The organism is Anaerobacillus sp. MEB173 (assembly GCF_052119505.1).
GTDB lineage: Bacteria > Bacillota > Bacilli > Bacillales > JBJMAU01 > JBJMAU01.
Genome location: NZ_JBJMAU010000002.1, coordinates 416,439 through 431,900, shown reverse-complemented (window position 1 = coordinate 431,900; position 15,462 = coordinate 416,439). Strand labels below are relative to the sequence as shown.

The 15,462-nt window shown below is 38.1% G+C and carries 15 protein-coding genes; 13 read left to right on the top strand and 2 right to left on the bottom strand.

Annotation, left to right across the window (positions count from 1 at the left end):
* Nucleotides 1–44: 44 nt before the first annotated feature.
* On the bottom strand, nt 45–1,175 hold the full coding sequence (locus ACJ2A9_RS06705; protein WP_441420840.1) for an IscS subfamily cysteine desulfurase: 1,131 nt from the start codon (nt 1,173–1,175) through the stop codon (nt 45–47).
* A 258-nt stretch (nt 1,176–1,433) separates the two neighbouring features.
* Here ACJ2A9_RS06705 and nadB point away from each other — a divergent pair, with 258 nt between their 5' ends.
* From nadB to yajC, 12 genes are all read left to right on the top strand, one after another.
* A complete protein-coding gene (nadB, locus tag ACJ2A9_RS06700) occupies nt 1,434–3,026 on the top strand; it encodes an L-aspartate oxidase (protein WP_441420839.1) in 1,593 nt (530 codons plus the stop codon).
* Nucleotides 3,023–3,865, top strand: a complete 843-nt coding sequence (gene nadC / locus ACJ2A9_RS06695; protein ID WP_441420838.1) for a carboxylating nicotinate-nucleotide diphosphorylase — start codon at nt 3,023–3,025, stop codon at nt 3,863–3,865. The genes nadB and nadC overlap by 4 nt, the downstream gene beginning before the upstream one ends.
* Nucleotide 3,866: 1 nt before the next feature.
* Complete coding sequence (nadA, locus tag ACJ2A9_RS06690; protein ID WP_441420837.1) at nt 3,867–4,970, top strand: quinolinate synthase NadA; 1,104 nt, start codon at nt 3,867–3,869, stop codon at nt 4,968–4,970.
* A gap of 367 nt (nt 4,971–5,337) precedes the next feature.
* A complete protein-coding gene (safA, locus tag ACJ2A9_RS06685) occupies nt 5,338–6,705 on the top strand; it encodes a SafA/ExsA family spore coat assembly protein (protein ID WP_441420836.1) in 1,368 nt (455 codons plus the stop codon).
* Nucleotides 6,706–6,858: 153 nt separating this feature from the next.
* Complete coding sequence (locus tag ACJ2A9_RS06680; RefSeq protein WP_441420835.1) at nt 6,859–8,007, top strand: YhcN/YlaJ family sporulation lipoprotein; 1,149 nt, start codon at nt 6,859–6,861, stop codon at nt 8,005–8,007.
* Nucleotides 8,008–8,183: 176 nt separating this feature from the next.
* Complete coding sequence (locus ACJ2A9_RS06675) at nt 8,184–8,753, top strand: BofC C-terminal domain-containing protein (RefSeq protein ID WP_441420834.1); 570 nt, start codon at nt 8,184–8,186, stop codon at nt 8,751–8,753.
* A 137-nt stretch (nt 8,754–8,890) separates the two neighbouring features.
* Nucleotides 8,891–9,514 (top strand): Holliday junction branch migration protein RuvA, encoded by a 624-nt coding sequence (gene ruvA / locus ACJ2A9_RS06670; protein ID WP_441420833.1) that lies wholly within the window; start codon nt 8,891–8,893, stop codon nt 9,512–9,514.
* Nucleotides 9,515–9,538: 24 nt separating this feature from the next.
* Nucleotides 9,539–10,540: a Holliday junction branch migration DNA helicase RuvB gene (gene ruvB, locus ACJ2A9_RS06665; RefSeq protein ID WP_441420832.1), complete on the top strand. Its 1,002-nt coding sequence runs from the start codon at nt 9,539–9,541 to the stop codon at nt 10,538–10,540.
* A 5-nt stretch (nt 10,541–10,545) separates the two neighbouring features.
* The gene (locus tag ACJ2A9_RS06660) at nt 10,546–10,755 is read left to right on the top strand and encodes a DUF2905 domain-containing protein (RefSeq protein ID WP_441421040.1); all 210 of its coding nucleotides are present in this window, start codon (nt 10,546–10,548) and stop codon (nt 10,753–10,755) included.
* A gap of 93 nt (nt 10,756–10,848) precedes the next feature.
* The gene (queA, locus tag ACJ2A9_RS06655) at nt 10,849–11,895 is read left to right on the top strand and encodes a tRNA preQ1(34) S-adenosylmethionine ribosyltransferase-isomerase QueA (RefSeq protein ID WP_441420831.1); all 1,047 of its coding nucleotides are present in this window, start codon (nt 10,849–10,851) and stop codon (nt 11,893–11,895) included.
* Between the two features lie 33 nt (nt 11,896–11,928).
* The gene (gene tgt, locus ACJ2A9_RS06650; protein ID WP_441420830.1) at nt 11,929–13,071 is read left to right on the top strand and encodes a tRNA guanosine(34) transglycosylase Tgt; all 1,143 of its coding nucleotides are present in this window, start codon (nt 11,929–11,931) and stop codon (nt 13,069–13,071) included.
* A 45-nt stretch (nt 13,072–13,116) separates the two neighbouring features.
* Complete coding sequence (gene yajC, locus ACJ2A9_RS06645; protein WP_441420829.1) at nt 13,117–13,371, top strand: preprotein translocase subunit YajC; 255 nt, start codon at nt 13,117–13,119, stop codon at nt 13,369–13,371.
* A gap of 44 nt (nt 13,372–13,415) precedes the next feature.
* Here the strand turns inward: yajC and ACJ2A9_RS06640 are convergent, their stop codons facing one another.
* Nucleotides 13,416–13,805, bottom strand: a complete 390-nt coding sequence (locus ACJ2A9_RS06640) for a TIGR04086 family membrane protein (protein ID WP_441420828.1) — start codon at nt 13,803–13,805, stop codon at nt 13,416–13,418.
* 249 nt (nt 13,806–14,054) lie between these two features.
* Between ACJ2A9_RS06640 and ACJ2A9_RS06635 the strand changes: the two genes are divergently transcribed.
* Nucleotides 14,055–15,341: an ArsB/NhaD family transporter gene (locus ACJ2A9_RS06635; RefSeq protein ID WP_441420827.1), complete on the top strand. Its 1,287-nt coding sequence runs from the start codon at nt 14,055–14,057 to the stop codon at nt 15,339–15,341.
* Nucleotides 15,342–15,462: the final 121 nt, after the last annotated feature.

The window sequence follows — 15,462 nt, the reverse complement described above, 5'->3', positions numbered from 1 at the left end:
TGACCAAAATCAAAAAACATTTTAGAATTGAATAAACGACAATTCTAAAAATAATTAACGATAATTTTCCTTATCTGACAAAGTGCTTCGTTGATATCCTCTTCAGTTGTAAAACGACCTAGGGAAATTCGAATAAATTCAATTGCTTCTTGTTTTGAACGCCCTAGAGCAAGTAGCGCTTTAGAAGGTGAGGTTTGGCCGATTTGACAAGCCGTTCCAGTTGAAATAGCAAGTCCATAACGGTTACATTCAAGCATCGCGTATTGTCCTTCCATCCCAGAAATTCTTAATCCTAAATGATGTGGTAAACGATTCGTTGGATGTCCTTCAAGAATGACTCTTGGAAATTCCTTGCTTAAGGTTTCGTATAATTGTTCACGTAGTCCTACTAGACGTAGGCTTTCCTTGTCTAAATGATTACAGATTTCTTGTGCTGCAGTCACAAAAGAAGCGATACCAGGGACATTAACAGTACCAGGTACAAATCCTTTTTCATGGGTTGTATTAGGAATGACGGATTGCCATGAAACAGAAGGGGAGATATAACAAGCTCCGACTCCCTTTGGACCATAAAGTTTGTGACTTGAAATAGATAGAGCAGAAAGTTTTGCCTTCTTTACATCAAGCGGTATTTTTCCAAATGATTGGACACAGTCGCTATGAAAGAGGATGTCTTTCTCTGCCAAATAGCAACCTATTTGTTCGATATTTTGGATTGTGCCAATTTCAGAACTAGCATGACTGATCGAAACAAGGATTGTATCTTCACTAAGTGCCTTATCCAAGGTATCAATGGTTACCTCTCCGTACTCATTTACAGGTACATAGGTGATGTCATATCCTTCTGACTCTAGCATTTCAAAAGTGTTTAATAAAGAGGAATGCTCAATTTTTGTAGTAATAAGATGGCGTCCTTTTTTTTGATTTCCCTTAAGCAGCGATCGAATGGCTAAGTTATTAGCTTCAGAACCGCCACCTGTAAAGTATACACCTCTAGCCTCTCCATTAAAACATTTTGCTAATTCCTCCCGGGAAGCATCGAGAATTTGTTTAGAGGTTGTCCCTATATCATGTAAACTACTGGGATTTCCATAAAAATCTTTCGCCACTTTATTGTACATTTCTAAAGCAGTTTCTGACATTGGAGTTGTTGCACAATAATCTAAGTAAATCATCGATATCACTTCTTTCTTTTAATGTAAAATGTAAAATTTAAAATGTGAAATTGGTGAATGCATTACAAGAGGCTCTTTTAAAAACTTCAATGAATCAGCCTAATAGTATTTTACATTTTACATTTTTAATTTTAAATTTACATAAAATTTGTCATTTTCGTGAACTTGATAGAAAAAAAGTCTTGTCACTAGTTTAAATTTATGTAAATATAGGTGTCAAGACACATGTAAAGTAAATACGGTTTGGAGGTCATCATCGTGAATTGTAGGCAAGCAGATATAATCATTATTGGTAGTGGTTTGGCGGGATTAATGGTTGCTGAAATGCTTTCTCCGCATAAGAATGTGATTGTTATCACAAAGTCTAGTATGAAACATAGTAATTCAATGATGGCTCAGGGAGGAATAGCGGCAGCAGTCGATCGCGACGACAATTGGAGTGATCATTTTTTTGATACGGTTGTTGCGGGTGGATTCCATAATGTAGAAGAAGTAACGAAGAAATTAGTAAAGAAGGGACCAATACTCATTGATAAGTTAATAGAGTTAGGGGTTCCGTTCGATAAAAATGAACATGGTGATTTTGCTCTAGGTCAGGAAGGAGCCCATGGAAGAAGAAGAATTCTCCATTCGGGTGGTGATGCAACCGGAAAAGCGCTTGTCGAATGTTTATTGAAACGAGTCTTAAAAAAAGTCTCAATTATTGAATATGAAATGGCGATTGATTTGATCCTTGATGATAACGGAAATTGTATCGGTGTAAATACACGGAATACTGAAGGGATATCATTTTGTAATTATGCAAACCATACGATACTTGCAACGGGTGGCGTAGGACAATTATATCCGATAACTTCCAACGATGAATCAGTAAATGGTGATGGAATGGCGATGGCATATCGTTCAGGAGCTGAATTAACGGATTTGGAATTTATTCAATTTCATCCGACGATGCTTGCAAAGGATGGCATGGCATATGGATTAGTTTCAGAAGCCGTACGTGGTGAGGGTGCTAAATTGATTACAGGAACCGGTCAACGGTTAATGGATGATGTTCATGAATTAAAAGAATTAGCTCCCAGGGATATCGTTGCCAGAGAGATTCATAGAGCATTAGAGAGAAACGAGCAATTGTTTTTAGATATTACATCAATTCAAGATTTTGAAACTCACTTTCCAACTATTACAAGTTTATGTAAAAGTTCATCTGTTGATCTTGTGAAAGGTCTCATTCCGATCGCACCGGGTGCACATTTTATAATGGGCGGTGTCTGTACAGACCAGTATGGTCAAACCACTGTTCCAAGGTTATATGCGGTAGGGGAAGTGGCACATACAGGAGTTCATGGTGCCAACAGGCTTGCAAGTAACTCATTATTGGAAGCAATCGTCTTTGCCAATGAGGTTGCGCAAAATATAATGAGTAAATTAGACCGTCCGCTTTTTAAAAAGGCAATAAAAGTACAAAAACACAGGTTGAATTTTGAACTGCCAACGATTGAAGAGATTCAACATATGATGATGACGAATGTTGGGATCATTCGCAGTCAGGAAAGCCTTGAAAAAGCAGTAGACTGGTTTTCTCGTTATAAAGATATTGTGGATCATAATCATCTGCTTGAACTAAAAATTGAAGAGAAAATCATTTGCAATATGTTAACGATAGGTTATCTTATTGCAACATCTGCACTGCTGAGAACAGAGAGCAGAGGTGGGCATTACCGTTCCGATTATCCTGTAACAAAGCCTGATCAATGGTATAAAAAACAAATTATTCGCAGTTTAAATCGAACAGAAATAAAACGAGCTGATCAAGAGTGTGAGCAGAGAAAGGAAGGAATTGTTTCATGAATCAAGTGAAGCTAACTCAATTGTTACAGCAATTTTTTCTTGAAGATCTAGGTGAAGGAGATATAACGGTACAAACAATCTTCTCAAATGAAGAGCGGAGTATTGGTAAATTTCTAATGAAGGATCAAGGGATTATTGCGGGCTTAGCTATTATTAAAAAAGGGTATGAGATCCTTGATCCCTCAATAAAAGTGGATTGCCATGTAAAAGATGGTGATAGCGTTCAAAAAGGAGAAGTCATTGCCACTGTGGAAGGGCCTACAGCTCCATTGTTAAGTGGTGAACGTGTGATATTGAATTTGTTACAACGGATGAGTGGGATTGCCACGTTAACACGTAAGGCAGTTGTAACATTAAATAGCGACCATACGAGAGTTTGTGATACAAGAAAAACCACACCTGGATTAAGAATGTTGGAAAAATATGCTGTGCGCTGTGGTGGGGGATTTAATCATCGCAATGGCTTGTATGACGGTGTCATGATTAAAGATAATCATATTGCATCAGCTGGGAGTATTCAGGCGGCTGTTCAAAAGGTAAGAAGTCAAATTGGTCATATGGTAAAAATTGAAGTTGAAACAGAATCTAGACATGAAGTGATAGAAGCAATAGAAGCTGGGGCGGATATTATTATGTTTGATAATCGATCACCTGAAGAGGTCATTGAGTTTATAAAGCTCGTTCCTAAATCAATAACGACAGAAATATCAGGTGGGATTGATTTAACAAACATTGCTGGCTATTCAGATACAGGGGTAGATTACATCTCTTTAGGTATGCTCACGCATTCAGTTTCAGGTTTAGATATTAGCTTTAATTTACAAGGAGGGAAAAAATAATATGGGTTTACTTGATGTCGTGAATACACCAACAACATTACCTGATAAATACAAAAAGATGACTATAGAAGAAATGGAACAACGTGTACGTGAAATTAAGGAACACTTTGGTGAACGGCTATATCTGCCATGTCACCATTACCAAAAGGATGAAGTAGTTCAATTTGCGGATGCAACTGGTGACTCATTAAAATTGGCACAACTCTCAGCGCAAAATAAAAAGGCAGACTATATTGTCTTTTGCGGCGTTCATTTTATGGCAGAGACAGCTGATATTCTAACAAGTCCAGATCAAAAGGTCATTTTGCCTGATATGCGAGCAGGCTGTACGATGGCAGATATGGCAGATATGGACCAAACTGATCGTGCCTGGAAAGTAATGCAAGAGACATTTGGGGATACGATTTTACCACTTACGTATGTGAACAGCACAGCTGCAATAAAGGCATTTTGCGGACGAAATGGCGGTGCGACGGTTACCTCCTCAAATGCAAAAGAAATGCTGAAGTGGGCTTTTACAGAAAAAGAAAGAATTTTATTTTTACCAGATCAACATTTAGGCAGGAATACAGCTTATGATTTAGGGATTCCACTTGAGCAAATGGCAATTTGGGATCCAATTAAAGAAAAATTCGAATATGATGGTGATTTACAGCAAGTAAGGATTATTTTATGGAAAGGTCATTGCTCTGTTCATGAGAAGTTTACAGTTGAAAATATTAACGAACTTCGTGAGAATGACCCTGAAGTAAATATTATCGTTCACCCAGAATGTACATTTGATGTTGTTCAGCTTTCGGACTTAGCAGGTTCAACCTCGTTTATTATTAAAACAATTGAACAAGCACCTGCAGGCAGCAAATGGGCAGTTGGAACGGAAATGAACCTTGTTAATCGTCTAACGGATACGCATAAGGACAAAGAGGTATTTTCATTAAATCCGAATATGTGCCCATGTCTTACAATGAACAGAATTGATTTACCTCACCTCCTTTGGGCTTTAGAAACAATTGAGCAAGGAGAGACAATAAATCAAATTTCAGTTGATCAAGACATCGCTATTGATGCGACAAAAGCGTTAGAGAGAATGCTTGAAAGAGCGTAAAAAGCGAATTAATAATTAATAATTAATAATTTAGAATTGTTGAATGTAATACCAATGAAGAATTTCATGTAATTCTTTGAATTACTAACAATTTAATTTTATATTTAACATTAGAAACGTTGTCATTCTGATAACGTTTCTTTTTCATATTAATTATTAATTATTAATTATTAATTCTAAAACTCTAAACTCTAAACTCTAAACTCTAAACTCTTCTCATCTTTAAAGTGGTATATCCAGCCATTTCTCCGCATAGATTTGTGCTGAGGGCTCTTATTTTAAGTCATATTAGGTTTATGGATATTAGTGGCGATTTGCCTACAACTGCATAGGATGTAAAGAATTTGTTTAGGGAGGGAGAAAAGACGTGAAAATCCATATTGTCCAAAAAGGGGAAACGCTTTGGAACTTATCTAAAAAGTATGGGGTTGATTTTGAACAGTTAAAAGCCGTCAATAGTCAGTTAAGTAACCCCGATATGCTAATGCCAGGAATGAAAATTAAAGTCCCGACTGGCGGTGTTCCAGTAAAAAAACAAGCAGTAAAAAAAGAGGCGCAAGTTTCACCGGCACCAGCTCCACCTGTTAAGGAAAAACCGATTGAGCACGTAGCTCCAAAAGTAAAGGAGAAGCCGAAAGTCGAGATGCCACCTCCGCCGAAAATGAAAGCACCTTCTCCACCGAAGGTAAAAATACCGGTTCAGCCTAAAATTAATATGCCGATTACGCAAAAACAACAACAAATGGAAATGAATTTTAATATTTATAAACAAGCACAGCCAAAGCCAAAGGAAGAAAAATTACCTGTTTCACCTATTGCAGAGGTGAAACCTGAAAAACCTGTAGCGAAACCGATAAAGGAGCATGTTGAAGTGAAAAAACCTATGCATGTATCACCACAGATGATGCCATCAGTCCAACCACAGATGATGCCATTTCCACCGTGTCCACCGCTTGTACCTATTTCACCAGTGATGCCTGGATGTGCTTATCCTCCGTCAGCAATAGCACCGACTATGATGCCATGCACACCTTGTGGAACTGGAGCAGCACCGCAAATGATGGGACCGGGAATGATGCCGTATGGAGCAGCACCGCAAATGATGGGACCGGGAATGATGCCGTATGGAGCAGCACCGCAAATGATGGGACCGGGAATGATGCCGTATGGAGCACCACCACAAATGATGGGACCAGGGATGCCGTATGAAGCAGCGCCACAAATGATGGGACCAGGGATGCCGTATGAAGCAGCGCCACAAATGATGGGGCCAGGAATGCCGTATGGATCACCACATATGCAAGGACCCGATCCATCACAAATGATGCCACCAACACAGCCAGGAATGCCCCCGCAGATGATGGCCCCTGGTCTTGATGATGATCTTGATTTAGATGATCAAGATTTTATAGATGAAGACTTTGACTTTGATATGGATACTCCAGCTGTGCCACAACTTCCTTATCCGGGCGACAGTGGTATGCCTCCAAGTGGAATGGCGCAAACAGGAGTACCACAGCCAGGAATGTCTCCATATATGAATTATGGTCCTATGCCAGGAGGAATGATGTCAGGGTTTGGCGGTGCACCAGCTGGATATCCATCTGGAATGCCAATGCCACAACATTATAGTCAACAGTTCATGCCTAGAGCGATGTATGAAGAACAACAAAATGTTACTGGCAGTAATCAAGAAAGTGTTAATATTGAGCAAAATAAGGATGAAAATGCTTAATTAAAAAAAGAGGCGATCTTACAAGGATCGTCTCTTTTTAGGTTGGAAGTAATACTGGAAGATAACTAAATTTTAGTGTTAACTTCCTAGAAGTAACAGAGTATTTTAGGCGTCCTCTTGCCATCATAATTGGTGAAAGGGGGTTTTCAAAATATGAAGAAGCTTGCTATATCAATTTCGGCGGCAACATTAATTATGGGTACTCTTGTAGGGTGTGGTGCAGGTCAGCAAGGATATGGTACAGATAATAACCGACATGGTGGAACCGTAGGGTTGCAAACTACACAACAGCAAGATAGAGGTTATTTTGGGTGGAACCGTGCTGGTGAGGGTCCAATTACCGATATGGTAACACGTGATGACCGACCTGGCAGAGGCTTTAATAATGTGACTGATCGTAACCGTACCGGTATGACCGGTTTTAGAGGTAATCGAACAGGAACATTCGCACCATATGGAACAACAAGACAAAGTCCTGGAGTACAGAGTCCTCATGTAACTGGTCGTACGAACCAAGGTGCTGGGACTGGATTATTTGGTGAACGTCGTGGTGATACAAATATGTTCGGCGGACGTCAAGGTACAACAGGATTTGGTACAAACCGTGGCAACACAAACTTTGGAGCAAACCATGGGTTTGGTCGTAATGAAACGACTGGATGGTTTGGTACAAACCGTGGTAATCAAGGATTAGGAACTAACCGTGGTGCTACAGGTTTTGGAACAAACCGAGGAGGAACTGGTATTACTGGTGACAGACCAGGAATGGTTGATAATGCAGGGACTCTTCGTGGTGCACGTACAAATATGACTGGTTCAGGAATTCAGCGTCATGAGGATAATTACTGGCCACAGGGCAATGAAACAGCACGTCAAGGAAACAGAGCATTAGGAAACCGCGGTACAACTGGCTTACAACAAGGTACAACAGGTCAGCGTGGAATGAACTATCATAAAGATTATGATGGTCAAACTGCTCAACGTATCGCAAGTCGTGTTAACAACATTGAAAATGTTAATGACGCACGTGTTATTGTTAATGATGATACAATTCTAGTTGGTGTCGATACTGACGGAAGAAATTCACAAAATGTTGAACAAAAAATTCGTCAAACAGTTCAAGGAATGGCTGATGGCAAGCAAGTTCGTGTCGTAACTGACCGTGATGAAGTAAACCAAATTCGTACAGCCGATGATCGATTACGTGGAGGAACAGCTTTTGAAGAAGTTGGAGCTACACTAGGTGATATGGTTGGTGACCTTGGTCGAATGTTCCAACGCCCATTTGAGCGATCTCGATAATGTATGATCTAAAAAGGAGCAGGACTACCTGTTCCTTTTTTTTGATCGTTTATAAACTAAAATCTGAGGAAAAATGGATAATAATTAAGAATTTGGGCAAACTGATAATGTAAAATATATGTAATACATGCCTCTTCTTTATTGCAGAGAGCAGAGTAGAAATGGTGGTGATTTATATGAATATTCGATTTGGTTATGGAATCGTAAGTGTAATGACGATTTTATTTGTAATTTTTCTTTTGCTTATTATTAGTGTAGTTAACAATGAAGTTATTGCAATTACTGAGGAAAATCATCCACCAACAGAAAAGAATGAAAATGCTTTTGAAGTGATGGGGCCTAAGTCTGTTGAAGTAATTTTGCAACGGGTATACTTAGACGGTGAAGTAAGTGAAGAAATTGTGGAAGAAGTCATTTGGTCAATGGAAGATTTTTGGGCATTTTATGAGAACTGGAATTTAGTAGACCAATCAGAATCTCAAGTGATATTCCAACAGGAAGTTGATGATATCTCTCCGTTATTAAAAATTAATGGTTATTTTGGGATTTCACCAGAAGGAGTTTTAAGAATTTATGAAGGAAAGCCTAATGAAGAAAAGGTCATTCATTCATTTTTTCAAATAAATACAAAAAAATTAAAGAGCCACCAGCAGAGTGAGTTGCAGGAAGGCATTCCGGTTTTATCAAGAGACCATTATGAAAAGGTTATTCAAACGATGAAAAAATATGCAGTAAACGAATTATAAATGGATGAAGAAGTGAGCTGACTAAAAAATCTTAGCAGCTCATTTCTTTTTTTACATCTATTGTTTCAACTGTGTCAAATAACGGGGACTATGATAAAATAGGTAGAAATAAGTGTTCGCATAAGGAGCAGAGAATAGTGATTGAGTTTATTGTTGGAAAATTAGAGTATATTGATCCACAATCAATTGTAGTGGAAAATAACGGAATTGGGTATCAGGTTTTTTGTCCGAATCCTTTTGCATTTCAAGGAGAAATGGACAAGATAATGAAAGTATTTACATATCATTATGTTAGGGAAGATATCCAACGATTATATGGATTTAAAACTAGAAATGAGCGGGCTTTATTTGAAAAATTATTAAATGTTTCAGGGATTGGTCCAAAAGGCGCGCTAGCGATCCTTGCATCAGGACAACCGGAACAAGTGGTAAGTGCAATTGAAGAGGAAGATGAGAAATTTTTAGTGAAATTTCCTGGTGTAGGAAAGAAAACAGCAAGACAAATTATCCTTGATTTAAAAGGGAAATTAACTGACTTTTTGCCAACGACACTCGAAATGAGTGGATTATTTGCTAATCAAAATAATGAAGTCGCTGAGCCTCAGACTAACCAGGCATTATCGGAAGCGATTGAAGCGTTGCGGACTCTTGGCTATGTTGAGAAAGAAATCAAGAAAATTACACCTAAGCTAGAAGATGAAAAAGGATTATCAACTGATCAGTATATTAAAAAAGCACTGCAATTGTTATTAAACGGGTAATTTTCTCGTAAAGTAGGTGAGAACATGGATGATCGAATGGTTTCTGCCCAATCGCAGTTTGATGATGACTCTGTCGAAGGAAGTTTACGACCACAGTATCTTTGTGAATATATTGGGCAAGAAAAAGTTAAACAAAATTTGCAAGTATTCATAGAAGCAGCAAAAATGCGTGAAGAATCTCTCGACCATGTGTTGCTATACGGTCCCCCTGGTCTTGGAAAAACAACGTTATCTACCATCATTGCCAATGAAATGAATGTTCAGATTCGTACAACATCAGGGCCGGCAATTGAACGTCCGGGAGATTTAGCTGCAATTCTGACCTCTCTTGAACCGGGAGATGTTCTATTTATAGATGAAATTCACCGGCTTAATCGGGTAGTCGAAGAAGTATTGTACCCGGCTATGGAAGATTTTTGTTTGGATATTGTGATAGGAAAGGGGCCGACTGCCCGTTCAGTACGAGTGGATTTACCACCATTTACATTAGTAGGAGCAACGACAAGGGCTGGTCTCTTATCTGCACCGTTGAGAGATCGATTTGGAGTTTTAAGTCGATTAGAATATTATACAATTGATGATTTGGCCAAGATTATTATGAGGACTTCTGAAATCTTTCAAGTAGAGTTAGAACAATCGGCAAGTTATGAACTTGCAAGAAGATCCAGAGGAACACCTCGAATCGCAAATCGTTTATTACGTCGGGTTCGTGATTTTGCCCAAGTGGAAGGAAATGGGAAGATTACACAGCAATTAACAGAAGTAGCCTTAGAAAAGTTACAGGTAGATCGTTTAGGATTAGATGATATTGATCATAAATTATTAATAGGAATTATAGAGAGGTTTAGAGGAGGTCCGGTTGGATTAGAAACAATTGCTGCAACAATTGGTGAAGAAGCCCACACAATTGAGGATGTGTATGAACCTTACTTATTACAAATAGGTTTTTTACAAAGGACCTCGCGCGGGAGAGTTGTCACTCCGAAAGCGTATGAACATTTTCAGTTGGAGGTGCCGAAGTCGTGAACAATATGCCAAAGGTTCTCATTGCGATAGGAATCTTATTAATTGTCGTCGGCTTATTATGGCAAGTTGGAGGGAAATATTTCAATTTAGGGAAGTTGCCTGGGGACATACTTTTTAAAAAAGGAAACACGACGGTATACTTCCCGATTGTCACTTCTATTGTCATTAGTATTGTTCTGTCATTAATTTTTTATTTAATTGGCAGATTTCGTTAAAATGTACTTGTCTTCATGTATGCTGTTTTGTATGCTATATAAGATTGTTTTTTAAAAGAAAGAGTAAACTAAGAATAAAAAGGTGACTACATCATGAGAGTAAGTGATTTTGATTTTAACTTGCCAGAGAGTTTGATTGCACAAACGCCTTTATTGGACCGTAGTGCATCGAGACTTATGGTTTTGGATCGTCAAACTGGGAAAGTGATTCACGAGAATTTCACAGCAATTATTGATTATTTAAATAAGGGAGATTGCCTTGTATTAAATGACACCCGAGTATTGCCTGCACGACTGTTCGGAGAAAAGAAAGAGACAGGGGCAAAGATTGAAGTTCTATTATTGAAACAATTGGAAAATGATCAGTGGGAAACATTAGTCAAGCCGGCAAAACGTGTAAGAAAAGGAACCGTATTATCTTTTGGTAATGGACTTCTAGAAGGGGAATGTATTGAAGAATTAGAGCATGGGGGGCGCATTATTCATTTTAAATATAGCGGTATTTTTCATGAAATCCTAGATCAATTAGGAGAGATGCCCTTACCACCATATATACATGAACAACTTGAAGATCAAGAAAGATACCAAACGGTTTTTGCAAAACACCGTGGTTCTGCAGCAGCACCTACAGCAGGGTTACACTTTACGGAAGAATTGCTGCAGAAGATTGAGGAGAAGGGTGTCCATATTGCCTACATTACTCTTCATGTCGGTTTAGGTACCTTCCGACCAGTATCTGTTGAAAGTGTTGATGAACACGAAATGCATGCTGAATTTTACCAAATGACGGCAGGAACCGCTCAGTTGTTAAATAAGGTTAAAGATGAAGGTGGGAGAATTCTGTCTGTTGGAACGACATCGACGCGAACACTTGAAACAATTGCGAATGAAGGTAATGGACGCTTTCTTGAATCATCAGGCTGGACTGATATTTTCATCTATCCTGGTTACCAATTTACAGCCATTGATGGGATGATTACAAATTTCCACTTGCCTAAATCAACATTGGTTATGCTAGTAAGTGCGCTTGCAGGAAGAGATCATATATTACATGCATATAATGAAGCCGTTAAGCAACAATACCGTTTCTTTAGTTTTGGTGATGCTATGTTTATAACGAATTTGGATGATAATAGTTAGTGTTTGTGTTTTTTTTAGAAGGGAGTTCAATTCATGACAGCAGCAGTTCGATATGAACTTATAAAAACATGTAAACAATCAGGGGCAAGGCTTGGAAAGTTACATACTCCACATGGTGTGATTGAAACGCCGATTTTTATGCCGGTCGGTACACTTGCTACCGTGAAAACGATGAGTCCTGAGGAGCTAAAAGAGATCGGTTCTCAAATTATTTTGAGCAATACTTATCATTTATGGTTACGACCTGGTCATGATATAGTTAAAGAGGCTGGTGGATTACATAAATTTATGAATTGGGATAAACCAATTTTAACCGATTCCGGAGGATTTCAGGTCTTTAGTTTAAGTGACTTGCGTAAAATAACAGAAGAGGGTGTGCATTTTCGTAATCATTTAAGTGGAGAAAAGCTATTCCTAACTCCAGAAGGGGCAATGGAAATTCAAAATGCTCTCGGGTCAGACATAATGATGGCATTTGATGAGTGTCCTCCATACCCTGCTGAATATGAATATATGAAGCAATCTGTAGAGAGAACGAGCAGATGGGCAGAACGATGCTTGAAAGGTCATAAGCGCCCTCATGATCAGGCGTTATTTGGAATTGTTCAAGGTGGAGAATTTGAGGATTTACGCAGACAAAGTGCAAAAGACTTGATTGAACTTGACTTTCCGGGTTATGCTGTAGGGGGACTATCTGTTGGTGAACCAAAGGATGTGATGAATCGAGTGTTAGAATTTACGACTCCTCATCTTCCTGCAAATAAGCCGCGTTACTTAATGGGTGTTGGTTCTCCGGACTCTTTAATTGATGGAGCCATTCGAGGAATAGATATGTTTGATTGTGTATTGCCTACTCGGATAGCAAGAAATGGGACTTGTATGACAAGTACAGGACGACTCGTTGTTCGAAATGCAAAATTTGCCCGTGATTTTTCACCATTAGATGAAAATTGTGATTGTCATGTTTGTAAGAATTATTCAAGAGCATATATAAGACACCTTGTGAAATGTGAGGAAACATTTGGTTTTCGTTTAACCTCTTACCATAACCTCTATTTCTTGTTAAAATTAATGGAGCGTGTAAGACAAGCAATACGCGAAGATCGTCTTCTTGATTTTAGGGAGGAATTTTTCGAACAATATGGTTTTAACAAACCTAACGCAAAAAATTTCTAAATGATTAAGAGCATTTTAATTAATGAAAGGGGGGAAATTAAGAACATGGAAGCGATATTACCTTTGATATTAATGTTTGTAATTTTTTATTTCCTATTAATTCGACCGCAACAAAAACGACAAAAGCAAGTTCGTGAAATGCATGCGGCATTGCAAAAAGGGGATAAAATCATTACGATTGGTGGATTACATGGAACAATTGATGCGATTGACGAGGATACAGTTGTTATTCTTGTTGATGACAACCGTAAACTTACGTATGACCGTAATGCAGTTCGTGAAGTAGTAAACCCAGACTAAGATACATAAAGCCGACTTTATTAATAATAAAGTCGGCTGTTTTTTTATCGTGCTTCTGATTTATTCCCTAGCAGGTTTACTCCGATAATTCCTCCTAGAATGGCAAATAGAATGTAACCTCCATGATATAAATATTGTTCAGTTGTAAATGTACGGTTATAGCCTAAGAATTGTGCTAGGAAAATAACGATTGAATAGAATATACCAGTTGATGCGCCAACGAGCCACCCTTTTTCTCCTGCTTTACCACCTGAAATCATTCCCCCAATAAATAATGCCAAAAACGATGTTATCAGTAGAAACCATGAGAATGATGATTCAGATAACGAAGTGAATTTTAAAAGGATTGAAACGAGAAAGCTTATAGAAACACCAATAATTAATATTGCAAGAACACCAAAAAGCATTGCAGGTAAAATTCCTCGATATGACAATCTGCATACTCCCCTTCATTTATTTTTTCAAATGGAGCAATTGATATTCCATTTAATCGGCACCAGTTGCTTCCCATTACTAATCTTATTCAGGCCTGTTTAATTATAGAAGGACTTGTTTCAATTAAATCTAATTTTGAGTATGAAAGTTAATGATATAAACTCGGCTAATGTTTTCTTATGTATTTCTTCATGTTTGGGACGACCCGGTCATATTATGATAGAAATGGACTGGAGAGGAGATCTTGAATGGAGCTTACCTTTGCCTTTGTCATTTTTATCATAAGCTACATCGTTATCATTACCGAAAAGTTAAATCGGGCACTTGTCGCCTGTTTTGGTGGGGTCCTTATGCTTTTTGCAGGGGTATTGGATTTAGATGCAGCCTTTATCCACCATATAGATTGGCATACGATTGCTTTATTGCTATCGATGATGATATTAGTGGCCATTACTAGTCAAAGTGGATTTTTTGAGTTTATCGCCATTTCGTTAGCGAAACTTGTTCAAGGCAAACCGATTCCGCTTTTAATTGCGATTTCCTTACTGACCGGTATTGGCTCAGCATTTTTGAATAATGTAACAACGGTATTACTAGTAGTACCAATTGTTCTAACATTAACTAAGCTGTTAAGTATACCGGCTGTACCATACTTATTGGCAGCGGTACTTACATCAAATATAGGGGGAACAGCGACCTTAATTGGTGATCCTCCTAATCTTATGATTGGTCAAGCAGTGGATCATTTAGATTTTAATGCTTTTTTGTTTAATCTTGGACCAGTGGTATTAATTATTTTCATCGTTGTAATTGCTGGATTGGCGCTATTTTATGGAAAACAATTAAAAGTAACAAAAGAAAACCAGCAGAAATTATTAGCTGTAAATGCAAATGACTATTTGCAACAGGGTCCACTATTATTAAAATCGGTGATAGTTTTACTGATGACAATAGGTGGATTTATTCTACAGCCATTATTGCAAGTAGAGCTTACGAGTATTGCAATGGCTGGGGCATTATTATTAATGTTGTTAACGCACAATGAGCAGGAGACAGAAGAGGTATTCAAATCAATTGAATGGGTAACATTATTCTTCTTCATTGGTTTATTTATGCTTGTTGGTGGATTAAAGGATGTTGGGATTATTGATGAAATTGCTAAATCAATCATCTATTATACAGAAGGGGATTTATCAAAGACGGCTTTTTTGATTCTTTGGGTATCGGGCATATTATCAGGTTTTGTTGATAATATTCCATTTGTAGCTGCAATGATCCCAGTTATCCTGGAATTTCAAAATTATGGAATGATTGATATTGACCCATTATGGTGGGCCTTGGCATTAGGAGCATGCTTAGGAGGAAATGCAACAATTATCGGTTCAACTGCCAATGTGATTGTAGCAGGTATTGCCATGAAAGCAAAACAACCGTTTAGCTATTTGGAGTTTCTAAAAGTTGGGGCTCCCGTGGCCCTTGTTTCCTTTATTATATCTACAATTTACATTTACATTCGCTATTTAATGTTTTATTAATTAACAACAACACCGTTCATGAGGACGGTGTTGTTAATTATTTCTATAGCTTTCTCCTAATTTTCTTTTCCTCCTTGGTCAAAATAAAAAAGATGAACTGTAAGACAAGGGAGGAAACAGG